This window comes from Kribbella sp. ALI-6-A, assembly GCF_001984195.1.
Classification (GTDB): Bacteria; Actinomycetota; Actinomycetes; order Propionibacteriales; family Kribbellaceae; genus Kribbella.
The window spans coordinates 116,890-139,254 of the sequence record NZ_MTQN01000010.1; the positions used below are offsets into that span (position 1 = coordinate 116,890).

Consider the following 22,365-nt stretch of genomic DNA (forward strand, 5'->3'; position numbering starts at 1 on the left):
GTCAGGCGGCCGGGACGATCAGCGGCTTGATGCAGCCGTCGAGCTTGGCCGAGAAGATGTGGTAGCCGTCGGCGATGTGCTCCAGCGGGATCCGGTGCGTGACCAGGTCGCTGGGCTTGAGGTAGCCGTTGCGGACGTGCTCGAACAGCCGCGGCCACTGGCGCTTCACCGGGCACTGGTTCATCCGCAGCGTCAGTCCCTTGTTCAGCGCGTCGCCGAACTTCACCGCGCTGAACATCGGCCCGTACGCGCCCATCACCGAGACCGTGCCGCCCTTGCGCACCGAGTCGATCGCCCAGTTCAGCGCGATCGGCGAACCGCCCTGCAGCTTCAGCTTCGCCGCCGTGACGTGCTGCAGCAGGTTGCCGTCGGCCTCGGCGCCGACCGCGTCGATCGCGACGTCCGCGCCGAGGTGGTCGGTGGTCTTTTTCATCTCGACCACGATGTCGTCGTACTCGGCGAAGTTGCGCGTCTCGGCCTGCGCGAACTCCCGCGCCTTCTCCAGCCGGTACTCCAGGTGGTCGATCACGATCACCCGGCCGGCGCCCATCAGCCAGGCCGACTTCGCCGCGAACAGCCCGACCGGACCGGCGCCGAAGACCACCACGGTGTCGCCCTCGGCGATGTCACCGAGCTGCGCGCCGAAGTACCCGGTGGCCAGGGCGTCGGTGAGCAGGACCGCGTCGTCGTCGTCCATCCAGGCCGGGATCGGCGACGGGCCGATGTCGGCGAACGGCACCCGGACGTACTCGGCCTGACCGCCGTCGTACCCGCCGCAGGTGTGGGAGTAGCCGTAGATGCCGCCGACGGCGGTCGCGTTCGGATTGACGTTGTGGCAGTTGGAGTACAGGCCGCGGGCACAGAAGTAGCAACTGCCGCAGTAGATGTTGAACGGCACCATCACCCGGTCGCCGACGCTGAGATTCTGCACCGACGGCCCGATCTCGTCGACCACGCCGACGAACTCGTGGCCGAACGTGTGACCGACCCGGGTGTCCGGCATCATCCCGTGGTACAGGTGCAGGTCCGAACCGCAGATCGCCGCCCTGGTCACCCGCACGATCGCGTCGTTGGGGTGCTCGATCGCCGGCCGGTCCTTCTCCTCCACCCGGATCCGGTACGGACCGCGGTACACCATCGCTCGCATCAAAGCCTCCACAAGGGGTTGGTCGGTGGAACTTTCAGCGCAGCAGGAGATTGAGCACGACCGTGAGGATCACGGAAGCGACGACCGAGAACAGGATCATCGCCAGGCAGCCGCCCGCACCGCCCGCGGGACGGATCCGGACCGCGGACATCAGTGGTCCTCCTGCGTGGCCTCGCGGGTCAGGATCGTCGAGGACAGCTGCAGCAGGTCGGCGCCGGCCAGCACGGTCAGCCCGGCCGCGCCGAGCCGGGTCGCTTTCGGGCACAGCACCAGACCGGCCGTGTACGTCGCGGCCGTCCAGACCGAGACGCAGAACGGGCACGTGATCAGTTCACCGATCACCCGGCGGGCGCCGGTTCCCCGTGCGTCCTCGAGAGTCTCGGCCGGGCCACCCGGAGCGGCGTACCGGGTGAAGGGTGCTCGCAGCGGGCTGGTCACGGAGTTGCGGCTGACCAGCTTGCTGAAGCGGAACGTCGCGGCCGCCCCGACGACCAGATCCATCGGCTGGATCCGGCCGGGAAGCCGTCGCCCGGTCACCCGTGCGGTGACGGCCAGAGCGACGCCGTACGCCGCGAAGGCTCCCAGTGCGCCCAGGTAGCCGCGCAGCGACTGTTCCGGCCCGTATTGCTCGCTCTGGCGCTGCGCGGCACCCGCCAGGCGGCTGACCCAGGTGTCGTCCGCCTGCTCGGCGGTCCCCGTTTCGGCTGTCATGGACCCGAGGTACCCCGGTGCTGCCGCCGGATGCGCGGCGGCAGCACGAAACCTCAAAAAGTGAAGAGGTTCTCCGCGTCCGCGCCCCTCTTCCCCTTCTTTCCTTCCTTCCCTTGATCAGGCGAAGAGGTTCTCCGCGTCCACGATCGTGTACGCGTAGCCCTGTTCGGCCAGGAAGCGCTGGCGGTGGGCGGCGAACTCGGCGTCGACGGTGTCGCGGGCGACGATCGAGTAGAACCGTGCGGTGCGGCCGTCACCCTTCGGGCGCAGGACCCGGCCGAGGCGCTGGGCTTCCTCCTGCCGCGAGCCGAAGGTGCCGGACACCTGGACGGCGACCGACGCCTCGGGCAGGTCGATGGAGAAGTTCGCGACCTTGCTGACGACGAGCATGTTGATCTCGCCGGTCCGGAACGCCTGGAACAGCCGCTGGCGTTCCTTCACCGTCGTCTCGCCCTTGATCACCGGGCACTCCAGCCGCTCGCCGAGCTCGTCCAGCTGGTCGATGTACTGGCCGATCACCAGCATCGGCTCGCCCTTGTGATGCTCGGCGATCCGGCGCACCAGCCGCGACTTGGCCGGCGTCGACGCGGCCAGCCGGTACCGGTCCTCGGGCTCGGCGGTCGCGTAGACGAACCGCTCGGTCTGCTCCAGGTCGACCCGCACCTCGACGCAGTCGGCCGGCGCGATCCAGCCCTGCGCCTCGATGTCCTTCCACGGCGCGTCGTAGCGCTTCGGGCCGATCAGCGAGAACACGTCGCCCTCGCGGCCGTCCTCGCGGACCAGCGTCGCGGTCAGGCCGATCCGCCGCCGGGTCTGCAGGTCCGCGGTCATCCGGAAGATCGGCGCCGGCAGCAGGTGCACCTCGTCGTACACGATCAGGCCCCAGTCGCGGGCGTCGAACAGTTCCAGGTGCGAGTAGACGCCCTTCCGCCGGGTCGTCATCACCTGGTACGTCGCGATGGTGACCGGGCGGATCTCCTTGCGTGCACCGGAGTACTCGCCGATCTCGTCCTCGGTCAGGCTGGTCCGCTTCAGCAGCTCGTCCTTCCACTGCCGCGCGGACACCGTGTTCGTGACCAGGATCAGCGTGGTCGCCGAGGCCTGCGCCATCGCGGCCGCGCCGACGATCGTCTTGCCCGCGCCACACGGCAGGACGACGACGCCGGAGCCGCCGTGCCAGAACGAGTCGGCCGCCTGCTGCTGGTACGGCCGCAGGTCCCAGCCGTCCTTGACCAGCTCGATCTTGTGCGCCTCGCCGTCGACGTAGCCGGCCAGGTCCTCCGCGGGCCAGCCCAGCTTGAGCAGGGTCTGCTTGAGGTGGCCGCGCTCCGACGGGTGGACCAGCACGGTGTCGTCGTCGATCCGGTCGCCCACCATCGGCTTGACCTTCGCCGAGCGCAGCACCTCCTCCAGCACCGGCCGGTCCGTCGTCACCAGGACCAGTCCGTGCTGCGGGTGCTTCTCCAGCCGCAGCCGCCCGTACCGGTCGAGGGTCTCGGCGATGTCGACCAGCAGCGAGTGCGGGACCGGGTAGCGGCTGTAGCGCAGCAGTACGTCGATCACCTGCTCCGCGTCGTGCCCGGCGGCCCGTGCGTTCCACAGGCCGAGCGGAGTCAGCCGGTAGGTGTGCACGTGCTCCGGCGCCCGCTCCAGCTCGGAGAACGGAGCGATCGCCTTGCGGCAGTCGCTCGAGTCCGGGTGGGCGGTCTCCAGCAGCAGGGTCTTGTCGGACTGCACGATCAACGGACCGTCGGTCACGCCAGATCTCCCGTCAGATCGAGGGTCGGGCAGACAGCCTGCCCGACCCTCCATTGTGCCTCCTGCCGCAAACACCCCCGGCTCGGCCGACCTGATCGGCGTCCAGCGCTGGGTGGCGGGAGAGTCAGTCAGTTGACTTAAAGCAGGCGAGTCGGCACTCTGAAGCCGAACAACCGGGCGACAGTGGGGCAGGGTGGGGCGATGGCGGTTCGCGCGCAGCACACACGGGACCTGATCCTGGCCGCGGCCGAGCGGCTGTTCGCCGAGCACGGCGTCGGCACGGTCTCCAACCGGCAGATCAGCGAGGCCGCCGGGCAGGGCAACAACACGGCCGTCGGCTACCACTTCGGCACCAAGGCCGACCTGGTCCGCGCGGTCGTCCGACGGCACAGCGAGCCGATCGAGCAGCTCCGGGCCCGGATGCTCGCCGAGCTCCCGGCCGAGCCCCGGCTGGGCGACTGGGTCGGCTGTCTGGTCCGACCGGTCCCGGAGTACCTGGGGACGTTGGGCAAGCCGACCTGGTACGCCCGGTTCGGGGCCCAGGCGATGACCGACCCCGCTCTGCGGCAGATCATCGTCGACGAAGCACTGACGTCCCCGCAGCTCCAGCAGATCCGTGAAGGCCTGGACGCCTCCCTGCCCACCCTGCCGGCCAACGTCCGCGCCGAGCGGGGCGACATGGCCCGCCACCTGATTGTCCACACCTGCGCCGAGTACGAGCGCGCCGTCGCCGAAGGCGTGCCCACCCCGAGCCCCACCTGGCACCACCTGGCCGCCAACCTGGCCGACGCGATCACCGGTCTCCTGCTGGCCCCGGTCACCACCTCGTGACCCCGCCGACGATCCGGAAGGTCACGGCCTTCATCACCTGCGACGACCACCTCTTGGTCTTCCGCAAGCCGTTCCACCCCGGCACCGGCACGCAGCTCCCCGCCGGCACGGTCGAGCCCGGCGAGCCCCCGGAGATCGCCGTACTGCGGGAGGCGGAGGAGGAGACCGGCCACTCGGGTTACGCCGTACGGGCGCTGCTCACGCACCGGCTCGACGACATGCGGGTCTACGGCCGCGACGAGCTGCACGACCGCTGGTCGTTCCACCTGACCGCGCCGGCTGGTCTGCCCGCCACCTGGCGGCACGGCGAGTCCGACCCGTCGTCCGGCCCCGACTCCTACATCGCCTTCGACTTCTTCTGGATCCCGCTGGCCGAAGCAGCCGGCCACCTGCGGGCCGAGAACCACCCGGCCCTGCAGCACCTCCGCTGAGGTACGTTCGCCCGCATGTGGCGTGTGACGGGCCTGTTGTGGACTGGTGGAGCGCCGCACCTGGAGTGGTCCGGTACGACGGTGCGGGTCAGCCCGCTGCAGCTCGGTGCCGACCTGTCCTTCACATTCGGGGCCGATCGCCGGTGCATCGGGATCTGGCGGTCGGGGCGGCGCTTGCCGTGCTCGACCTCGACGGTGCTGGCCGCGGTGAGTCGCAGCCCGCAGTGTCCTGACTGTCAGGCGATGGAACGGTCCAACTCGATCGCCGCCGACACCCGGCTGGACGACCCGCGCTCGTTCTCGGTCTACCTCGCGCACCACGGGAGCGTCGTCAAGGTCGGCATCTCGGCCACCGAACGCGGGGACGCCCGGCTGCTGGAGCAGGGCGCGCTGTCGTCCACCTTCATCTCCAGCGGCAGCTTGCTCGGGGCCCGGCGGATCGAGAGCCTGCTGATGACCACGCTCGGGTTGCCCGACCGGGTCTCGACCACCCGGAAGCGAGCGGCCAGGGTGCACCCGGTGCCGGCTGCCGATCGTGGCGAGGCCTTGGCTGAGGCGGTCCGGCGAGCGGCGGAGCTGCCGTGGCCGGAGGGGCAGGGGCGTTGCGACTCGGCCGTCCGCGACCACACCGCGGCGTACGGGCTGCCTGTTGATGGACTGCACCCGGACGTTGCTCTGCGCTCACCAGCGCCTGGCAGCACGGTGACTGGTCAGATCGCGTGCACGATCGGGTCGGATGTCTACCTCAGGACGTCGGCCGGCCTGGTGCTGCTCGACACGCACCTGCTGGCGGGCTGGGCGCTGAGCCGGGCCGAGCCTGGTGCCGAGCTCACGGTTCCGTTGGAGCCGGTCGACGCGCCGCCGCCACCGGAGGTCGAGCAGGACGCGCTGTTCTGACCGTCGCGGCCGGGACAGTCGCGCCTCGACCGTCGCGCCTCGACCGTCGCGCCCCGACCGCCGCGCCTCGACCGCCGCGCCCGGACCGCCGCGGCTGGACCGGGCGAGCAGCTCGCGGCTCAGACCGGGCGGGCGGTGGCGATGCGGTGCAGCGCGTAGGTGCGCGGCTGGTCGGCGCCGTCGTCGTACGCGGTGAGCCAGCCGTCGGCGACGCGGACCGGCTCGACGACGCGTTCGGACGCGTTGCCGTTGTGGTCGACGTACGAGATCCACGTGCGGCTGCTGGACTCGGCGGCGTTGGTGAGGATGCTGATCGTCTCGGCGGGCGCGCTCGGTTCCTGGCCGGCGTCCTCGGGGCGTTCGGCGGCCAGGCGGTCGCCGGTGCGGACCTTCTCGATGACGGCCTTGACCTGGTCCTCGGTGAGGTCGGTCGGGGTGTCGACGAAGTCGCGGCTGGTCCGGCGGCGCGGTGCGTCGCCGCGGCGAGCGGTCGCGGTGCTGAGCTGGACGACGCCGTCGAAGGTCTCGGCCAGCGGCGCCAGACCGGCTTCGCGGAGCCGGGCCAGGACCATGTCGGGCGGCGAGGGGGAGACGACGACGGTCGCGGCCAGGCGACGGAAGCGGACGCCGGGCAGGTTGGAGCTGAGCAGCTGGGTCAGCACGTCCTCGTCGTCACAGCGCAGGTACGTCGTGGCCGTGCCGATCCGCAGTACGCCGTGTCTGCGCGCGACGTCGTCGATCAGGTAGGTGAGCGGCTGCGGCACCGGCGTACGGGAGTGCTCGGCCAGCCACTTGTGCAGCTGGTCGCTGGTCCGCCCGAGGTCGAACGCGCGGCGTACCGAGCTCTCGCTGAAGCGGTAGACCCCACCGCCGCCGTGCGACTCCGCATCCGCCATCGCGGCCAGGTCGTCCTGGACGGAGCGCACCAGCGGACCGGGCGCGACAGCTGTCAGGTCGGCCTGCAGCAGGAACTCCGTCACCGGCGCGGGCACCATCGGCTCGATCGCCGCGGCCAGGTCTTCCACAGTCGGTTCCTCGCTCAGCAAGGCCCGCGCATGCGCGCCCAGCGAGCCGAGCCCGGTCACCCCCAGCAGAGCGGCCTCCGTGAGAGTCCACTCGACCAGGTCGTCCCGGAACTGCCCGCCTCGGCGCGGCCGGTGCCACGCCACCCAGGTCACCACCGACTCGACCGCCGGCGCTGAACCCGGACCGGCCTCGGCCAGGGCCTGCAGCGTCAGCTGGCGAACCTCCGGTGCCAGCAGTCGCTCCAGATCAGGCGCCAACGCGTTGACCAGTCGCTCGCGTGCAGCTGCTGTCGCGCCGCCGCTGTCGCGTCGGCCGATCAGTCCGATCGCCCGCAAGCCCGTGTACCAGGCGATGACCAGCTGGGCCCAGCGGTGCGCGGTGTCGAGCTCCAGCCAGTCGTCGTACGAACCGGTCGGCAGCCACAGGTCGTTGGTCCCCACCTCGACGGAGGCGAGCAGTCCGGCGGCGTACGCGATCTCCAGTACGGCGCCTGCGGTCTGCTCCTCCACACCGATCCGCCCGGCGAGTGCACGCAGCTCACGAACTCCGATGCCACCCGTCCGCAGTACCGGCGGCGGCTCGGTGCCCAGCTGCTCCAGGGCACGGTCGACCAGGCGGACCAGGTCCAGCGCGGCGCCGGCGGCGGCCCGGTCGGCGATGGACGCGGACACTTGCTTGCCGTCCAGCGGCGGGGGAGTCGGCCGGGTCGACGCCAGCACACGTCCGCGCCGCAGGTGCAGACCGATCTGCCGAGGCAGTACGACGGTCGTCGGGTCCTTCGGTACGACGAGTCCGCGGGCCAGCAGGCGCTCCACGGGAGTCTTGGCCGAGGCGATCGTCACCGGGCGCTCGGCCTTCTCCACCGTGCCGGTCGGCGGACCCCAGGTGAGCTTGGCGAGCACCTCCTGCGCCTCCGGCCCGGCCTCCTCGATCAGCTTGTCGAGGTCGCCGAAGTGCCGGGTCGTCACGGGACCCAGTCCGGCCGGTGTCGGGCCCAGCAGCTCGTGCACGGCCCGGATCGGGCGCAGGTCGTCCTCGGTGCCCCAGACCAGGGCCAGCGCGAGCAGCTCGGTCACCCGGGGCTGGACGACCTCGACCGGCTGGCCGACGCCGGCCGCGATCGCGGCGAGGTCCACCGGTTCGGGCAGGGCCGACAGTGCTTCCAGCAGGTCGACGCCGAACTCGTCCAGCCGGTTGATCGCGCGGGCGGCGGAGGCGTTGGTGGTCGCTCGCGCCGCGAGCTGGCCGGTGTCGGCCGGGATCGGCGTCGCCAGGTCGGGCCGGTGCCGCAGCAGGTGCCCGAGAGCAGCGTCGTCCCAGCTCCTCAGCGCCTCGGCGAGGGTACGTGGGCGGGTCCGCTCGGTGTTGCTCATCCCTCCAACCGTACGGCCATCGGGCCGGCCGGGACGACCCGCGGCGGAATCTTGTCCGGGATCTACCGGCCGAAGGAGACCGCGTCCGGATCGACGGGCAGATCCACGGGCCGGCCGAGGTCGGTCAGGATCCCGCGCCAGCACGGCGTCCTGGCCGGTGTGCTGGTCGAAGACGTGCTGGTCCACCCCGGGCATGAGCGTCTCCTCGAACGGGATGCGTCGCCGTAGTCGACGCAGTAGCGCGCGTTCAGCCGATCAGCCTGGCTCGATGCTGCTCGTCACTCGGCGGCACCCGCGTGGCCGATGCGGTGGAAGCCGACGCGCTCGTACACGGCGGCGACCGCGTCGTTCTGGGCGGACAGCAGGACCAGGTCGACGCCGTTGGCGAGGGCGTGCTCGACCAGGCAGCTGGTCACCGCCGCGCCGAGCCCCTGGCGGCGCGCAGCAGGCAGCGTCGCGACTCCGACGACCTCACTGGTCGCACCAACAGGCTGATGTACGCCGGACGCCAGCATCCCCTCGTCGCCGAAGGCAGCCGCCGTCACCGAGACGCCGGACTCGGCCCGCTCCAGCAGCGCCCGATCGGTCTCGTCCGAGACATCGGCAAGCGCCTCGTCCCGCGCTGCCACGCCACTGTCGCCCACGTCCGTCCCAGGGTTGCTGAAACCGACCGCCGCGACAGCCCGGGCCTGCCGCAGCAGCTCCGCGTCAGCCGGAAGGATCTCGCAGCGCACCGGCCCGGCGTACGGCTTGAAGTCGTCTCGCTCGAGCACGAGCAGCGGGTACTCGACCACTGTCAGCCCAGCCGCGGCAGCAGCGGCTCCCATCGACGGGCAGGTCTCCACCACCCACTCGAAGTTCAGCGGCAGCTCCAGCTCGGCGCACCGCTCCCGCACCCGCTCGACGTCGGCCGGCTCGACCTGACCGGTCCCAGGCACCGGCCGCGCGTAGTACGGCCAGATGGTGGTCGACCGGAACAGGGTGAACGGCCCCACCTGCTCCGGAGTGGCCCCGGAGAGCGGAGCTGCGTGCAGGTACTCGTCGACGCGCGTGAGGTAGGACATCGCCCGCAGTGAACCAGTCTGCCCGGCACCACGCCAAGTGAATATGTCGAGCCCCGCCCACCGGCTCCGACGTAGCTCCAGACCACCAGGGAGGACAGACATGGAATACGTCGTATCCGCGGACGGCACCCGCATCGCCTACGAGCGCTCGGGCCAGGGCAGCCCGCTGATCCTGATCGGCGGCGCACTGTGCGACCGGACCGCCACCCGTCCGCTGGCTCAGGCGCTGGAGCGGGACTTCACCGTCGTCTCGTACGACCGGCGCGGCCGGGGCGACAGCGGAGACACCGCCCCGTACGCCGTGGCCCGCGAGGTCGAGGACCTGGCCGCACTGGTCACCGCGCTCGGCGGGACGGCCGCGGCGTACGGGCACTCGTCCGGCGCGGGTCTGCTCGTGGAGGCCGCCGCCAGCGGTCTGCCGCTCAGCAGCGTGGTGCTGCACGAGCCGCCGTACGGGCCGGACGACGTGGAGGCGCAGCGGGAGTCCGATGCGGGAGCCGCGATCGTCGAGGGATTCATCGCCGAGGGACGCGGGCTGGAGGCCGTGACGGCGTTCCTGCAGCTGACGGGCCTGCCGGAGGACGCCGCGAAGGAGTGGGCGGCTACGCCCGGCCTCGCGGAGCTGGCGCCCACGCTGCGCTACGACTTCGCCGTCATGGACAGCTCACCGGGCGGCACGGTGCCGTTCGGCCGGCTGGCTCAGATCACCCAGCCGGCGCTGGCGGTCTGCGGCAGCGTCAGTCCGCCGTTCATGCTCGATGCCGCCCGCCTGGTCGCCAAGGCGCTGCCGCACAGCCAGTACGTCGAGCTGGACGGCCAGCACCACGTCGTACCGCCCGAGGTGCTGGCGCCCGTGCTGCGCGACTTCCTCAGTCGGCGATGATCTCCAGGTCGACCAGCTCGGTGTAGAAGGCGACGTGGTCGCGGATGTCGGCGACCGCGTCGTACGGCTGCTCGTAGGTCCAGACGGCGTTGATGCCGGTCTTGTCCAGCGGCAGCACGCTGTAGTACGACGCCTCACCCTTGTACGGGCAGTAGGTGGTGTACTCGGTGCGCTCCAGCAGGTTGAAGTCGACGTCGGCGCGCGGGATGTACTGGACCGCCGGGTAGCTCGACTCCTGCAGCGACAGCGCGGACCGGGAGTCCGCGAGGACCTGGCCGTTGACCTTCACCACGACCCGGTCGGGGTTCTTGCGCACCGTGATCGGGTGGTCCGGGCCAGGAATCTTGACCGGCTTGTCCGACATGTTCGTCTCCGCTCCGCAGGCAATCGTCCATCAACGAGCAACCGCGGCGGCGGACCGATCATTCCCCGAGCGGATCGAGCTCCACGACCAGCGACGGGCCGCCGTCGAAGGTGCCGGCGTCGATGCCGAGCACCAGGTCGTCGCAGTACAGCAGCGGGCCGGTCACCCAGGCCGGGTCGATGCCCATCTGGTCGGCGACGATGCTGTGCCCGTGCACGATGCGACGGCCGCCGAGGTGCTGCAGCAACGTACGGGCGATGGCCGGCCCGTCCGGTCCGCGGAAGGCGTAGCGCGACGTCATCCGCCGCCAGATCTCCCACCAGACGGTGATGTCGTCGCTGTGCAGGTCGGCCCGCGCGGCCGCGTTGATCTCGGCGATCGTGCTGCCCCACTCGACGTACTCGGCCGTGTCGGAGTGCATCAGCAGGTGCCCGGCGTCCAGGCCGAGCATCGGCTGGTCGATCAGCCAGGCGACGTCGTCGTCGGTGAGCAGCTCCTGGTCGCGGTCGATGCCGCCGTTCAGCGCCCAGCTGCGCTCGAAGCTGCGCAGCGTGATGCCGTCGTGCGGCACTGCCTCGTCGCCGAACTTGTGCATGCCGAGCGCGAGGATCTCGTGGTTGCCGAGCAGCGTGCGGACCTCGCCGGTGCCCTGCGACGCCTGCGCGGTCAGCCGCTGCACCAGCCGCAGGACGCCGATCCCGTCCGGTCCGCGGTCGAAGAAGTCGCCGAGCAGCCACAGCCGGGCGTCCCGGCCGGACCAGTTGCCCTCGGCGTCGACCAGGCCGGCCTCGTGCAGCGACGCGGCCAGCTTGTCCGGGTGGCCGTGCACGTCGCTGACCACGAACGACGCGGTCATGTCACCCTCGCAGCGTCAGCACGATCAGTACGACGTTGAGGACCGAGACGGCGGTGGCTACCAGACATGCGGTGAGAGTAGTCGGCAACCGGTTGACCAGGCTGCCCATGATGCGCCGTGTTGCGGTCAACTTGACCAGCGGCCACAACGCGCACGGGATCCCGAAGCTCAGCACGACCTGCGAGACCACCAGCGCCCGGCTCGGGTCGATGCCGATCGCGAGGATCACCAGCGCGGGCGCGAGCGTGATCAGCCGCCGGACCGCGAGCGGCACGTGCCGCTGCCAGAACCCTTCCAGGATGACCGATCCGGCGTACGTGCCGACCGAGGACGACGCGAACCCCGAAGCGAGCAAGGCCAGCGCGAACAGCAACGCCGGCAGCTGACCCAGTCGCTCACCGATCGCCCCGTGCGCCGCGTCGAGCGAGTCGGCGCCCGATCCGCTCAGCGCCGCCGCGGCCAGCACCACCATCGCCAGGTTCACCGCGCCGGCCAGCGCCATCGCCACCGCCACGTCGACCCGGGTCGCCCGCAGCACCCGCTGCTTGCCCGCGGTCGAGCGGAGCGCCTTCCCGTGCCGGTCGGTGACCAGGGCGCCGTGCAGCCAGATGGCGTGCGGCATCACGGTCGCGCCGAGCATTCCGGCCGCCAGCACCAGCGACTCCGTCCCGTCCAGCCGCGGCACCAGACCACCGACGACTCCCGCGGCGGACGGCTGCGCCTGGACCGTCGACACCACGAACCCGACCAGCACGACGGCCAGCAACCCGATGATCGCCGCCTCGAACGGCCGTTGCCCGCGCTTGGACTGGTAGACCAGCAGCCCGAACGAGACCGCCCCGGTGATCACCCCACCCAGCAACAGCGGTACGCCGAACAGCAGGTTCAGCGCGATCGCCCCACCGACCACCTCGGCCAGATCGGTCGCGACGGCGACCAGCTCGGCCTGCGCCCACAGCCCGCGCGACGTGGAGGCCCGGAAGTGCTCCCGGCACAGCTGCGGCAGCGTCTTGCCGGTCGCGATGCTCGCCTTGGCCGCGAGGTACTGCACCAGCACGGCCATCAGGTTCGCCCCGACGACCACCCAGCACAGCAGATAGCCGTACGACGCGCCGGCCGCGATGTTGGTCGCGAAGTTGCCGGGGTCCACGTACGCCACCGCCGCCACGAAGGCAGGGCCGAGCAGCAACAGACCCGAACGGTTCAGCTGACGACGAAGCGGCGCCGGTGCGTACATGGGAGAACTATGGCCGACGCGGGGGACACGCGCGCGGCGTGTCCTGGGTCGACACCGGTCAGGCCCAGTTCCAGCGCACCTCGAGGGTCACGTCGACGGTCTGCTCGCCGGGCGTGACGCCCAGGTCCGCGGCGAAGCCACCGCCGGCGCTGACGGCTTTGGCCGACATCTCCCGCAGCGGCACGTAGCCCTGCGTCTCGCTGACCGCCGCGATCCCACCGATCGCCTGACCGGTCAGCTCGGCCAGCTGCTCCGCCTTCTGCCGTGCCTGGGTGAACGCCAGCTTCCGCGCCTTGTCCACCAGCGCGCCCTTGTCGGCCACGTCGAACTGCAGGAGGTCCAGTCCCAGGCTGTTGCCCACCGCGGCGACGGCCGCGTTCAGCAACCGGCCGAAGCCCGTCAGGTCGCGGGTGGTCACCGCCATCGAGTGCGACGCCCGGTAGCCCGTCACGGTCATCGACTCGCCGTACTGGGGGTGCACCGACACCGCACTGGTCGCGATGTCGTCGGCGGCGACACCTTCGGCCAGCAGCGCGGCCATCACCGCCGCCGTCCGCTCGGCGACCTGTGCGACGGCGTCGGCGACGTCGGGCGCGTCCTGCCCGACGCTGAGCGTGAGCCGCAGCAGATCGGCCGGCGCGGTGGCCTGACCGGTCCCGGTGACAGTGATCCCAGAGTCCATGCGCGCCAGTCTGACACTTCACCCGGCGCACAGCCTCTGGTCAGCTGGTGTCGGCCGTGCCTTCTCCAGCTGGGCACACGCTGCCCGGAACCACCCCACCGCAACGGGAGACCACCATGCGCAGGAAGACCTTGCTCGCCACCGTCATGGCGGGCGCACTGCTCGTCGGACTGACCACCGCCGGGGCGGAGGCGGGCGGACGCGACGACCAGGTCGCCAGAGCCTTCGCGGCGACCACCCGCAGTACGCCGTGGACGCAGGTGGCCAAGATCCCGCTGAAGTTCCCGACGTACCACCCGCAGGGTTTCGCGCTGGTCGGCGACCTGATCTACCTGTCCAGCGTCGAGGTGCTGGAAGCGCCGGTGCGCTACCCGCAGCCCGTCGACGGGTACGACCGCAGTCCAGGCAAGGGGATCGGGCACCTGCTCGTGCTGGACCGGCAGGGCCGGCTGAAGAAGGACATCCGGCTCGGTGAGAGCACCGTCTACCACCCGGGCGGCATCGACTTCGACGGCGAGAACGTCTGGGTTCCGGTCGCGGAGTACCGGCCGAACAGCAAGGCGATCGTCTACAAGGTGGACCCGAAGACCTACCGGGTCAGCGAGCAGTTCCGCGTTCGCGACCACGTCGGCGGAGTCGTGCGCGACCGGCGTACCGGCCTGGTGCACGGAGTCAGCTGGGGCTCGCGGACTCTGTACCAGTGGAGCCCCTCCGGCAAGCAGCTGGACGCCCAGCCGAACCGGAGCCACCTGCTCGACTACCAGGACTGCGACTACGTCAGCCGGAGCAAGCAGCTCTGCGGCGGAGTCACCGGGCTGCCGACGGCGACCGGCGGCGGCTACGAGCTCGGCGGACTGGCCCTGCTCGACCTGAAGGACGACAACCGGATCCTGCACGAGATCCCGTTCCCGGCGTTCTCCTCGGCCGGGCACAGCGCGACCCGCAACCCGGTGGCGCTGGAGGTGGACGGCAAGAAGCTGCGCCTGTTCACCGCACCCGACGACGGCGAAGAGGTCAACGGCACCGAGCTGACCGTGTACGAGTCGCCGATCAGCTAGCGCGGGGCACGATGCGGGCCGGGATGTCGTGCTGGTGGCACAGCGCGAGCAGCCCGGTCCCGTCGATCAGCTGCAGCGGTTTGCCGTTCGCGAACTGGTAGCTGGACGGCCCGAACCCGCTGGTGGTGATCAGGATCCCCTTCGTCGCCCCGGCGTCGACGACGGTGCCGAACAGATCCCGTACGGCGCTGGGCGGCACGGTCCGCGTGTAGAGCTTCGCCTGGACGACGAACTTGCCCCCGGTGATCGGCCGGGGGTCGTAGGCGACGCAGTCGATCCCGCCGTCGTTGCCGCTGCGGAACAACCGGGTCTCCAGCCCCATCCGGGTCAGCAGGTTGTGCACCAGGTGCTCGAACTCCTCCGGACTCAGGTCCAGCAGGTTGGGCCGGCTGTCGAGCTCGCTGACCACGTCGGCCGGTTCCACCGTGCGTGGGTCGGTCAGGTCGAAGTCCAGCACGGGCTCGACCGGCTGCAGCTCCTCGGGATGCCGGGAGACCTCCGCGCCGAAGTAGTGCCGGACACAGGCGACCGGATCGAGCTGGTCGAGCACCAGCGCGGTGAACTGCTCCCGCGTTGCCCGCAAGGTGATCAGGCACGGCCGGACCGTCCGTCCGGTGGCCGCGTCGACGGCCTCGACCATCCCGTTGAAGACGACGGTGTCGACCACGCCGTACCGGTCATGGGCGAAGACCAGGTGCAGCGCCCGCAGCGCGCACTGGGCGACGAGCTGCTGGTAGAGCAGCCGGATCTCCTTCTCCGGCCGCGGTACGGCGTACACGGCATCGGATGCCTCGTCGTAGCGGTAGGCAGCCGCGGAAGGGATCACACCGACGTCCGGCAGGTCCCACTCCAGCGCGAGCAGCGTCGACTCCGGCACGTACCCGGCCTTGCGGCGCCGGGGAAAGTCGAGTGGCTCGGGTGTCCGGTCCAGCGCTTTCTGGAAGTACCGGCTGACCGCCTGCCGGTCCTTGGCGCGTACACAGCGCTCGTACTCGTCGACCCGGGCGTGCTGCTCGGCCGTGGCCTCGTCGAGCCGGCGCTGTTGGTCCGCCTGCTCCCGGACGGCCCGGGCGACTCGCAGCTGCCGCGCCTCCTCGGCCAGCCGGTGCCGCTCGATCGCCTCGGCGAACCTGTCCTCGGCGTCGCGCAACCGCCGGGCGTAGCGCCGGTTCCCTCCGACCCAGCGCGCGAACGGGCCCGGTGGACTCGGCCGGAAAGCTGCCCAGACCGGCCCCGGATGCGGCTGCAGATCCGCCTCCGCCAAGCCCGGTGGAGCCCGGCGCGGCGCCCGCTTCAGCGTCTGCAGGTCGGTGGCCTGTACTTCCTCTGCCAGCGCTGCGGCGAGCACGCTCTCCAGCAAACGGACATGCTCCCGCGCCGCAGCGGTCCGCTGCGCCGCCTCGGCGGTCCGTCCGGGCGGACGCTCGCTGCGGGCATGTCGATCCACCGACCAGCCCATGGCCTCACACCTCTCGGATCCAGCCTAAGCGCGTCTTCACGCTGAGCGACCGACGGTGACGCAGAGTTGGTCATGACATTGCTTGCCGTCCACACCCTGTTCGCCTGCACTCGAACAACCGTTCGCATCCGGTCCGACAGGCCGCTGGGGTTGTCGGTGCGCTACCGGCGGGTCACGATGTGGCCATGAGCCTGCCTTCCTACGCGTCCGGGGTGTCCGACGTTCCGTTGCTGGGGGAAACGATCGGGGCGAACCTGCGCCGCACGGTCGCGACGTACGGCGAGCAGGAGGCCCTGGTCGAGGTCGCCACCGGCCGGCGCTGGACGTACGCCGAGTTCGGCGCGGCGGTCGACACGTTCGCGAAGGGCCTGCTGGCGCGAGGAATTCGCAAGGGCGACCGGGTCGGCATCTGGGCGCCGAACTGCGCGGAGTGGACGATCAGCCAGTACGCGACCGCGACGATCGGCGCGATCCTGGTGAACATCAACCCGGCGTACCGGACGCACGAGCTGGCCTACGCGCTGAACCAGTCCGGCGTACGGCTGCTGATCTCGGCGACCGAGTTCAAGACCAGCGACTACCGGGCGATGGTCGACCAGGTGCGCGGCGACTGTGCGGCGCTGGAGGACACTGTCTACATCGGCACTGACGACTGGGATGGCGTGGTCGAGGCGGCGAGCGGGATCACCGACGCGCAGCTCGCCGAGCGCGAGGCCGAGCTGAGCTTCGACGATCCGATCAACATCCAGTACACCTCGGGCACGACCGGTTTCCCCAAGGGGGCAACGCTTTCGCACCACAACATCCTCAACAACGGCTACTTCGTCACCGAGCTGATCGGCTTCACCGCGGACGACCGGCTCTGCATCCCGGTGCCCTTCTACCACTGCTTCGGCATGGTGATGGCCAACCTCGGCTGCACCACCCACGGCGCCTGCATGGTGATCCCGGCGCCGGCCTTCGACCCCGCCGCGACCCTGCGGGCGGTGCAGGACGAACGCTGCACCGGCCTGTACGGCGTACCGACGATGTTCATCGCCGAGCTCGGACTGCCGGACTTCGCCGACTACGACCTGACGAGTCTGCGCACCGGGGTGATGGCCGGATCGCCCTGCCCGATCGAGGTGATGAAGCGCTGCGTCGCCGACATGCACATGGCCGAGGTCGCGATCTGCTACGGCATGACCGAAACCTCGCCGGTGTCGACGCAGACCCGGCGTGACGACGACCTCGACCGGCGGACGTCGACGGTCGGCCAGGTGATGCCGCACGTCGAGGTGAAGCTGGTCGACCCGGCGACCGGCCTCGTCGTCCCGCGGGGCGAACCCGGCGAGTTGTGCACCCGCGGCTACTCGGTGATGCTCGGCTACTGGGACGAACCCGGGAAGACGTCCGAAGCGATCGACCGGGCCCGCTGGATGCACACCGGCGACCTCGCGGTGATGCGCGACGACGGCTACGTGAACATCGTCGGCCGGATCAAGGACATGGTGATCCGCGGCGGCGAGAACGTGTACCCGCGCGAGATCGAGGAGTTCCTCTACACCCATCCCGACATCGCCGACGTCCAGGTGATCGGCGTACCCGACGCCAAGTACGGCGAGGAGCTGTGCGCCTGGATCAAGCTGAAGGACGGCGCCGCGCCGCTCGACGCCGCCCAGCTCAAGCAGTTCGCCACCGGCAAGCTCGCCCACTACAAGATCCCGCGCTACGTCCTGCTGGTCGACGACTTCCCGATGACGGTGACCGGCAAGATCCGCAAGGTCGAGATGCGCGAGAAGTCCGTCGAACTGTTGGGGCTCACCAACTGATCCTCGTCCGGCGATAAGTCGACAAATCGCGTTACTGCTCGTCCAGCAAGGCGCCGGCGAACGTCCGTAGCCATGGAGTGTCCTCACCGCGCCGCCAGACCAGCCCGAGCGCCGAGTCCGGCAGCCCGGTCACCGGGACGTGCACGATGTCGGCGCGCTGGTTCAGCTCGGCGGTCGGCCGGCACAGCAGCATGCCGCCGCGGTTCGCGGCGATCATCGACAAGCCTTCCTGCAGTGTGCGGACCTCAGGACCGCGGTGGATCAGCGCGCCGGACGGCGTCTGGGTCGGAGCCTGCACCTGACGCCAGTAGCCCGGTGCCGGCGGCGCGACCGAGATCAGCACGCTGCCGGCCAGTTCCTCGACGTCCAGGCTCGACCGGTCGGCCAGAGGGTGCTTGACCGAGACCGTCAGGGCCGGTGGCTGCTCGGAGAAGACCGGTCCGAGCGCCAGGTCGTCCTCGGCCACCGGGAGCAGGACCACCGCCGCGTCGACCTCACCCCGCCGCAGCGCGCTGAACGGATCGTTCAGCGGCAGCTCCATCACCTCGACCAGGAAGCCCGGATGCTGCTCCTGGAAGCCGCCGACCGCCGCGAGGATCTGGTCGTTCGCCGTTCCCTGGAAGCCGATCCGCAGCTGCCCACCGCTCCCCGCCGCCTTCTGCTGAGTGCTGGCGACCACCCGCTCCAGCGCCGCGTACGCCGGCCGCAGCGACTCCACGAACTCCTGCCCCAGCGGCGTCAGCGACACCCGGCGACTCGTCCGCTCGACCAGCTGCCCGCCGATCCGGTGTTCGAGCGCACGCAGCAGCTGACTCACCCTGCTCTGGGTCAGGTAGAGCCGCTCGGCGGTACGGCCGAAGTGCAGTTCCTCGGCCAGGACGAGGAAGCACTCCAGTTCGCGGATCTCCAGGCTGATGACGACCTCCGTGATCGATGAGTACGGCTAATCCAAGGATGAGCACATCGTCGTTGTTCCCGTCGAGCGGTGCGCAGTTGGCTGGAAGCATGACAAGCACCTGCCTCGACGCGACGCCGCCCCGCACCACGGCCCAGGGCTGGGCGGCCGCGATCACCATGGCCGTCACGATCTTCACCGTGGTCACCGCCGAGATGCTGCCGGTCGGACTGCTGACGCCGATGGGCGCGGCGCTCGGCATCAGCGAGGGGACGGCTGGGCTCAGTCTGACCGTCACCGGTCTGGTCGCGGCCGTCTCGGCGCCCGTCCTGCCGCTGCTGCTCGGCAAGCTCGACCGCCGGACCGTCCTGGTCGCGCTGATGATCGTGCTGGCCGCGGCCAGTCTGCTGGCCGCCTGGTCGCCGAACTTCGGCGTCCTGGTCGTCGCCCGGATCCTCACCGGCATCGCGATGGGCGGCGTCTGGCTGCTGACCGTAGGGCTGGCTCCGCGGCTGGTCCCGCCGGAGTCCGCCGGCCCGGCGACCGCACTGATCTTCAGCGGCATCGGTATCGCCTCGGTCCTCGGCATCCCCGCCGGCACGTACGTCGGTGAGCTGGTCGGCTGGCGCTGGGCCTTCGCGTCGATCGGCCTGCTGTCCGTCGTACTGGCGGTCGCTCTCGCGCTGCTCCTGCCGAGGCTGCCCGCGTCGGCGCCGGTCCGCCTGGCCGATGTGGCGGCGGCGCTCGAGCTCCGGCAGGTCCGCGTCGGCCTGCTCCTGGTCGCGCTGCTGGTCACCGCCCACTTCTCGGCGTACACCTATGTGCGCCCGATGCTGGAGCACTTCGCCGGCATCGGTCCGGCGCTGATCGGCACACTCCTGCTCGCGTACGGCGTCGCCGGCGTCACGGGGAACTTCGTCGCCGGCTCGGTGAAGTCCTACCGGCGCATGCTCGGCCTGATCGCCGCACTGGTCGCGTCGTCGGTGCTCGCCCTCCCGCTGCTCGGCACGAGTGTCCCCGGAGCCCTTGTCCTGCTGCTGATCTGGGGCTTCGGGTACGGCGGCGTCAGCGTCACCACCCAAGCCTGGACGCTCGCGGCGGCCCCCAGAGCGCCGGAGCCCGCCTCGGCCCTGCTGGTCGGAGTCTTCAACGCCGCCATCGCTTTGGGCGCCCTCACCGGCGGCCGAATCGTCGACCACGGGGGCCCAGCCGCGGTCTCCTGGCTGACGGGGCTACTCGCGCTCACCGCCCTCGCCGTACTCCTCAGCCAGCGTCCGAAGAACCCGAGACTGTAGCGCACAGTTCTTCGGACGCTGCGTTCAGCGTACGGCGGCCAGGGCGGCGGAGTCCTCGGCGCCGAAGTCGTCTTCCAGCTTCTCGGGGGAGTAGTCGAGGTCGATGCCGGCGACGTCGGCGCCGAGGGCGGACTCGATCGCGCCGAGGCGACGAGTGGCGCGGTCGCCGGCGTACGTCATCAGGGCGGTGGGATCGATCTCGGGCGGAAGCTCGGGGGAGTTCTCCATCGCCCACTGGATTTGGACGAGCGCGTGCGGGAGCAGCTCCTCCATCGTGTCGGTGACGACCTTCCAGTTGGACGCGTCGGCGGCGACGTGCCGGCGGCAGGTGAAAGTGCCCCAGGCCATGTGGCGGCGTTCGTCGTCACCGATCCGGCGGATCAGTTCCTGCATGCCGGGCAGGATCCCCCGACCGGTGCAGAGCAGGTTCCAGGCGTGGTAGCCGGTCAGCGCCAGCGTGCCTTCCACGACGTGGTTGTAGGTGACCGAGGCGCGCACCTGGTTGGCCGGCGACGGGTCGTCGGCCAGCGACTTGAGTGCGACCGGCAGGGCTTCGTAGAAGATCGCGCGGTAGCCCGGGTTGTGCTCGACGTACCGGTGCAGGTCCTCGGTGACGCCGACCGCGTCCAGCCAGAGCCGGAACACCGCGGTGTGCTTGGCCTCCTCGAAGCAGAACTGGGTCAGGTACATCTCGTCGCCGAAGCGGCCCTCCGCGGCCATCGCCTGCAGGAACGGCTGCAGGTCCTCGGTGACCGCCTCCTCGCCGGCGATGAACTGCGCGCACAGCATCATCGCGTTGTCCTTCTCGTTCGGCGTCAGCCGCTGCCAGTCCTCGGCGTCGCGGCTGAAGTCGATGTCGCGCGGGTTCCAGAACTTGCGGTTGCCCTTGTCGAACAAGCGCAGCGGCAGCGCGTCCCAGTGGAAGCCGCCCTCGCGCAGCGAGTTGAAACCCTTGCGGTGCAGGGGATTCGCGGTCGTCGTGGTCATGCCTGCCTCCTGCTGCTCAAAAACGGACCCAGCACCTGGGCCACCTGGACGGCGACGACCGCGGGCGCGGCGCCGGGATTCACGATGTGACTCAGCACGACGCGCAGCGCGATGTCCACGCAGGTGGTCGCGTCCTCGCCCGGTACGTCGGGCCAGTGCTGCCGGACGTGGGCGTCGAGCCGCTGGTGACTCAGCTCGAGGACGTGCTGGCCCCGGGTGGTCAGCAGCTGACTGGCCTGGTCCGAACCGGGTTGCCCGAGCGCGGCCTTCACCAGCGGGTTGTCCGCCGCCAGCGTCAGCGCGCGCTCGACCGCGGCCCGCAACCCGTCGATCGGGTCGTCGTGCTGGGCGAGCGCGGCGTTCACGTCGACCAGGAACTGCTCGGTCTCGCGGGCCGCCACCGCTTCGAGCAACCCCCAGCGGTCCTTGAACTCGTTGTAGACGGTCTGCCGGGACACCCCGACCCGGCGGCCGACGTCGGCCATCTTCAGGCCGTCGTAGCCGCCGGACACCAGGAGGTCGTACGCCGCGTCGAGCAACTCGTCGTGCAACCGGCGCTTGGTCCGCTCGGCGAAGGTGTCCATGCGGTCCAGGGTTTACATTTGCCTCCCGGATGTCAAGAGACCGAACGCAAATGGACTAACTGTCAAGTAAGGAGAAGTGCGCCGCGTCGCCCGTCCGCGGCGTACTGCGGACTCCGTCGACGCTCACCGGGACGTCTCCGGCCAGCGTGATCCGGTGCAGTCGGCGCGGCTGGTCGTCGTAGTCGGCGACGCCGTAGTGCTGGGTCGCGCGGTTGTCCCAAATCGCCAGGTCACCCGGCTGCCACTGCCAGCGGACGGTGTTGTCCAGGTTGGTCACCCGGTTCTGCAACAGCTGGAAGAGCTGACTGGTCTCGGCGGCGGTGAGCCCGACGAAGCGCCGGACGAAGTGCCCGAGCACCAGCGAGCGCTCGCCGGTCTCCGGGTGCACCCGCACCACCGGGTGCTCGGTTTCGAACAGTTGCGAGACGAACTGGTCGTGGTACTGCTGGAACTTCACGTCGATCCCGCCGACCCGCGACTCGTCCAGCCGCCCGGCGTAGTCGTACACGTTGCTGTGCACCGCCCAGAGCCGATCGACCAGCGCCTTCAACGCCACCGGCAGGTTCTCGTACGCCGTGACCGTGTTCGCCCAGCTCGTGTTGCCGCCGTACGCTGGCAGCGTGACCGCGCGCAGCAGGCTGATCGCGGGGATCCGGTCGACGAACGTCACGTCGGTGTGCCAGCTGTTCGCCTTGCTGTAGTCGGAGTCGATCGGCAGGACGTTGCTCGCGCCGTCGATGCTCTTGGCCGTGGGGTGAGCCAGGGTCGGTGTGCCGAGCAGCTGGGCGAACGCGAGCTGGCCGGCGTCGTCCAGGTGCTGCTGGTCGCGGAAGAAGATCACCTTGTGGGTGAGCAGGGCCTGCCGGATCGCGGTGACGGTCGCCGGGGCGAGCTCACCGCCGAGCTGGACGCCGCCGATCACGGCTCCGAGGGCGCTGCCGACCTTCGTCACAGTCACGGTGGGTGCTTCGAGTTGAGTCGTCATAACTTCTATATTCCAGCCAATTTACTCGACT

Annotated in this window: 21 protein-coding genes; 7 read left to right on the forward strand and 14 right to left on the reverse strand. The window is 70.5% G+C overall.

Translation table 11 applies throughout. The features are described from left to right. Window position 1: 1 nt before the first annotated feature. The 3 genes from BWI15_RS14870 to BWI15_RS14880 all read right to left on the reverse strand — a co-directional run bounded on the left by BWI15_RS14870 (window position 2) and on the right by BWI15_RS14880 (window position 3,616). Window positions 2–1,147, reverse strand: a complete 1,146-nt coding sequence (locus tag BWI15_RS14870) for a zinc-dependent alcohol dehydrogenase (RefSeq protein ID WP_077015011.1) — start codon at window positions 1,145–1,147, stop codon at window positions 2–4. 150 nt (window positions 1,148–1,297) lie between these two features. After that, complete coding sequence (locus BWI15_RS14875; RefSeq protein WP_077015012.1) at window positions 1,298–1,858, reverse strand: DUF1360 domain-containing protein; 561 nt, start codon at window positions 1,856–1,858, stop codon at window positions 1,298–1,300. A 117-nt stretch (window positions 1,859–1,975) separates the two neighbouring features. After that, window positions 1,976–3,616 carry a DNA repair helicase XPB gene (locus BWI15_RS14880; RefSeq protein WP_077015013.1) on the reverse strand — a complete coding sequence of 547 codons (1,641 nt, stop codon included), beginning with the start codon at window positions 3,614–3,616 and terminating at the stop codon, window positions 1,976–1,978. A gap of 201 nt (window positions 3,617–3,817) precedes the next feature. Between BWI15_RS14880 and BWI15_RS14885 the strand changes: the two genes are divergently transcribed. Genes BWI15_RS14885 through BWI15_RS14895 form a run of 3 tightly spaced genes read left to right on the forward strand, consistent with a single transcriptional unit; the run spans window position 3,818 to window position 5,775 of the window. Then, on the forward strand, window positions 3,818–4,447 hold the full coding sequence (locus BWI15_RS14885; RefSeq protein ID WP_077015014.1) for a TetR/AcrR family transcriptional regulator: 630 nt from the start codon (window positions 3,818–3,820) through the stop codon (window positions 4,445–4,447). Then, window positions 4,444–4,878, forward strand: a complete 435-nt coding sequence (locus BWI15_RS14890) for an NUDIX hydrolase (protein WP_168197316.1) — start codon at window positions 4,444–4,446, stop codon at window positions 4,876–4,878. Before BWI15_RS14885 ends, BWI15_RS14890 begins: the two co-directional genes overlap by 4 nt. Window positions 4,879–4,893: 15 nt before the next feature. Continuing rightward, on the forward strand, window positions 4,894–5,775 hold the full coding sequence (locus tag BWI15_RS14895) for a DUF2797 domain-containing protein (RefSeq protein ID WP_077015015.1): 882 nt from the start codon (window positions 4,894–4,896) through the stop codon (window positions 5,773–5,775). Window positions 5,776–5,894: 119 nt separating this feature from the next. On the opposite strand, the gene BWI15_RS14900 is transcribed toward BWI15_RS14895, so the two are convergent. Both BWI15_RS14900 and BWI15_RS14905 read right to left on the reverse strand, forming a co-directional pair. Then, the gene (locus BWI15_RS14900; RefSeq protein WP_077015016.1) at window positions 5,895–8,174 is read right to left on the reverse strand and encodes a helicase-associated domain-containing protein; all 2,280 of its coding nucleotides are present in this window, start codon (window positions 8,172–8,174) and stop codon (window positions 5,895–5,897) included. Window positions 8,175–8,452: 278 nt separating this feature from the next. Further along, window positions 8,453–9,238 (reverse strand): GNAT family N-acetyltransferase, encoded by a 786-nt coding sequence (locus BWI15_RS14905; protein WP_077015017.1) that lies wholly within the window; start codon window positions 9,236–9,238, stop codon window positions 8,453–8,455. 100 nt (window positions 9,239–9,338) lie between these two features. On the opposite strand from BWI15_RS14905, the gene BWI15_RS14910 reads away from it, so the two are divergent. Next, window positions 9,339–10,121, forward strand: a complete 783-nt coding sequence (locus BWI15_RS14910; protein WP_077015018.1) for an alpha/beta fold hydrolase — start codon at window positions 9,339–9,341, stop codon at window positions 10,119–10,121. On the opposite strand, the gene BWI15_RS14915 is transcribed toward BWI15_RS14910, so the two are convergent. From BWI15_RS14915 to BWI15_RS14930, 4 genes are read right to left on the reverse strand one after another with little or no spacing between them, the layout of a single operon-like run. After that, window positions 10,108–10,485, reverse strand: coding sequence for a DUF427 domain-containing protein (locus BWI15_RS14915; RefSeq protein ID WP_077015019.1), 378 nt, complete (start codon window positions 10,483–10,485; stop codon window positions 10,108–10,110). The two genes, BWI15_RS14910 and BWI15_RS14915, sit on opposite strands and share 14 nt — an antisense overlap. Before the next feature lie 58 nt (window positions 10,486–10,543). Next, window positions 10,544–11,341 (reverse strand): metallophosphoesterase, encoded by a 798-nt coding sequence (locus BWI15_RS14920; protein ID WP_077015020.1) that lies wholly within the window; start codon window positions 11,339–11,341, stop codon window positions 10,544–10,546. 1 nt (window position 11,342) lies between these two features. After that, window positions 11,343–12,578, reverse strand: a complete 1,236-nt coding sequence (locus BWI15_RS14925; protein ID WP_077015021.1) for an Nramp family divalent metal transporter — start codon at window positions 12,576–12,578, stop codon at window positions 11,343–11,345. Between the two features lie 58 nt (window positions 12,579–12,636). Further along, entirely contained in the window at window positions 12,637–13,260 is a 624-nt protein-coding gene (locus BWI15_RS14930) for an SIMPL domain-containing protein (protein WP_077015022.1), read from the reverse strand. A gap of 116 nt (window positions 13,261–13,376) precedes the next feature. On the opposite strand from BWI15_RS14930, the gene BWI15_RS14935 reads away from it, so the two are divergent. Continuing rightward, window positions 13,377–14,318, forward strand: coding sequence for a DUF6454 family protein (locus BWI15_RS14935; RefSeq protein WP_077015023.1), 942 nt, complete (start codon window positions 13,377–13,379; stop codon window positions 14,316–14,318). Here BWI15_RS14935 and BWI15_RS14940 read toward each other — a convergent pair. Continuing rightward, window positions 14,311–15,777, reverse strand: a complete 1,467-nt coding sequence (locus BWI15_RS14940; RefSeq protein ID WP_077015024.1) for a restriction endonuclease — start codon at window positions 15,775–15,777, stop codon at window positions 14,311–14,313. The two genes, BWI15_RS14935 and BWI15_RS14940, sit on opposite strands and share 8 nt — an antisense overlap. Window positions 15,778–15,962: 185 nt before the next feature. Between BWI15_RS14940 and BWI15_RS14945 the strand changes: the two genes are divergently transcribed. After that, complete coding sequence (locus BWI15_RS14945) at window positions 15,963–17,588, forward strand: AMP-binding protein (protein ID WP_077015025.1); 1,626 nt, start codon at window positions 15,963–15,965, stop codon at window positions 17,586–17,588. Between the two features lie 31 nt (window positions 17,589–17,619). On the opposite strand, the gene BWI15_RS14950 is transcribed toward BWI15_RS14945, so the two are convergent. Then, entirely contained in the window at window positions 17,620–18,519 is a 900-nt protein-coding gene (locus BWI15_RS14950) for a LysR family transcriptional regulator (protein WP_143465609.1), read from the reverse strand. A gap of 74 nt (window positions 18,520–18,593) precedes the next feature. On the opposite strand from BWI15_RS14950, the gene BWI15_RS14955 reads away from it, so the two are divergent. Further along, window positions 18,594–19,778, forward strand: a complete 1,185-nt coding sequence (locus tag BWI15_RS14955) for an MFS transporter (protein WP_083750779.1) — start codon at window positions 18,594–18,596, stop codon at window positions 19,776–19,778. Window positions 19,779–19,802: 24 nt separating this feature from the next. On the opposite strand, the gene BWI15_RS14960 is transcribed toward BWI15_RS14955, so the two are convergent. The 3 genes from BWI15_RS14960 to BWI15_RS14970 are packed head-to-tail and all read right to left on the reverse strand — an operon-like array spanning window position 19,803 to window position 22,334. Then, window positions 19,803–20,765, reverse strand: coding sequence for a R2-like ligand-binding oxidase (locus BWI15_RS14960; RefSeq protein ID WP_077015027.1), 963 nt, complete (start codon window positions 20,763–20,765; stop codon window positions 19,803–19,805). Beyond that, window positions 20,762–21,349 carry a TetR/AcrR family transcriptional regulator gene (locus tag BWI15_RS14965; protein ID WP_077015028.1) on the reverse strand — a complete coding sequence of 196 codons (588 nt, stop codon included), beginning with the start codon at window positions 21,347–21,349 and terminating at the stop codon, window positions 20,762–20,764. The genes BWI15_RS14960 and BWI15_RS14965 overlap by 4 nt, the downstream gene beginning before the upstream one ends. Window positions 21,350–21,404: 55 nt before the next feature. Beyond that, window positions 21,405–22,334: a TauD/TfdA dioxygenase family protein gene (locus BWI15_RS14970; RefSeq protein WP_077015029.1), complete on the reverse strand. Its 930-nt coding sequence runs from the start codon at window positions 22,332–22,334 to the stop codon at window positions 21,405–21,407. Between the last annotated feature and the right edge of the window lie 31 nt (window positions 22,335–22,365).

What these genes read in the sequence shown, in the direction of transcription:
- BWI15_RS14870 (WP_077015011.1), bottom strand. Translation starts at nt 1,147, where the DNA reads ATGCGAGCGATGGTGTACCGCGGTCCGTACCGGATCCGGGTGGAGGAG.
- BWI15_RS14875 (WP_077015012.1), bottom strand. Translation starts at nt 1,858, where the DNA reads ATGACAGCCGAAACGGGGACCGCCGAGCAGGCGGACGACACCTGGGTC.
- BWI15_RS14885 (WP_077015014.1), top strand. Translation starts at nt 3,818, where the DNA reads ATGGCGGTTCGCGCGCAGCACACACGGGACCTGATCCTGGCCGCGGCC.
- BWI15_RS14895 (WP_077015015.1), top strand. Translation starts at nt 4,894, where the DNA reads ATGTGGCGTGTGACGGGCCTGTTGTGGACTGGTGGAGCGCCGCACCTG.
- BWI15_RS14900 (WP_077015016.1), bottom strand. Translation starts at nt 8,174, where the DNA reads ATGAGCAACACCGAGCGGACCCGCCCACGTACCCTCGCCGAGGCGCTG.
- BWI15_RS14905 (WP_077015017.1), bottom strand. Translation starts at nt 9,238, where the DNA reads ATGTCCTACCTCACGCGCGTCGACGAGTACCTGCACGCAGCTCCGCTC.
- BWI15_RS14910 (WP_077015018.1), top strand. Translation starts at nt 9,339, where the DNA reads ATGGAATACGTCGTATCCGCGGACGGCACCCGCATCGCCTACGAGCGC.
- BWI15_RS14915 (WP_077015019.1), bottom strand. Translation starts at nt 10,485, where the DNA reads ATGTCGGACAAGCCGGTCAAGATTCCTGGCCCGGACCACCCGATCACG.
- BWI15_RS14920 (WP_077015020.1), bottom strand. Translation starts at nt 11,341, where the DNA reads ATGACCGCGTCGTTCGTGGTCAGCGACGTGCACGGCCACCCGGACAAG.
- BWI15_RS14925 (WP_077015021.1), bottom strand. Translation starts at nt 12,578, where the DNA reads ATGTACGCACCGGCGCCGCTTCGTCGTCAGCTGAACCGTTCGGGTCTG.
- BWI15_RS14930 (WP_077015022.1), bottom strand. Translation starts at nt 13,260, where the DNA reads ATGGACTCTGGGATCACTGTCACCGGGACCGGTCAGGCCACCGCGCCG.
- BWI15_RS14935 (WP_077015023.1), top strand. Translation starts at nt 13,377, where the DNA reads ATGCGCAGGAAGACCTTGCTCGCCACCGTCATGGCGGGCGCACTGCTC.
- BWI15_RS14940 (WP_077015024.1), bottom strand. Translation starts at nt 15,777, where the DNA reads ATGGGCTGGTCGGTGGATCGACATGCCCGCAGCGAGCGTCCGCCCGGA.
- BWI15_RS14945 (WP_077015025.1), top strand. Translation starts at nt 15,963, where the DNA reads ATGAGCCTGCCTTCCTACGCGTCCGGGGTGTCCGACGTTCCGTTGCTG.
- BWI15_RS14955 (WP_083750779.1), top strand. Translation starts at nt 18,594, where the DNA reads ATGACAAGCACCTGCCTCGACGCGACGCCGCCCCGCACCACGGCCCAG.
- BWI15_RS14960 (WP_077015027.1), bottom strand. Translation starts at nt 20,765, where the DNA reads ATGACCACGACGACCGCGAATCCCCTGCACCGCAAGGGTTTCAACTCG.
- BWI15_RS14965 (WP_077015028.1), bottom strand. Translation starts at nt 21,349, where the DNA reads ATGGACACCTTCGCCGAGCGGACCAAGCGCCGGTTGCACGACGAGTTG.
- BWI15_RS14970 (WP_077015029.1), bottom strand. Translation starts at nt 22,334, where the DNA reads ATGACGACTCAACTCGAAGCACCCACCGTGACTGTGACGAAGGTCGGC.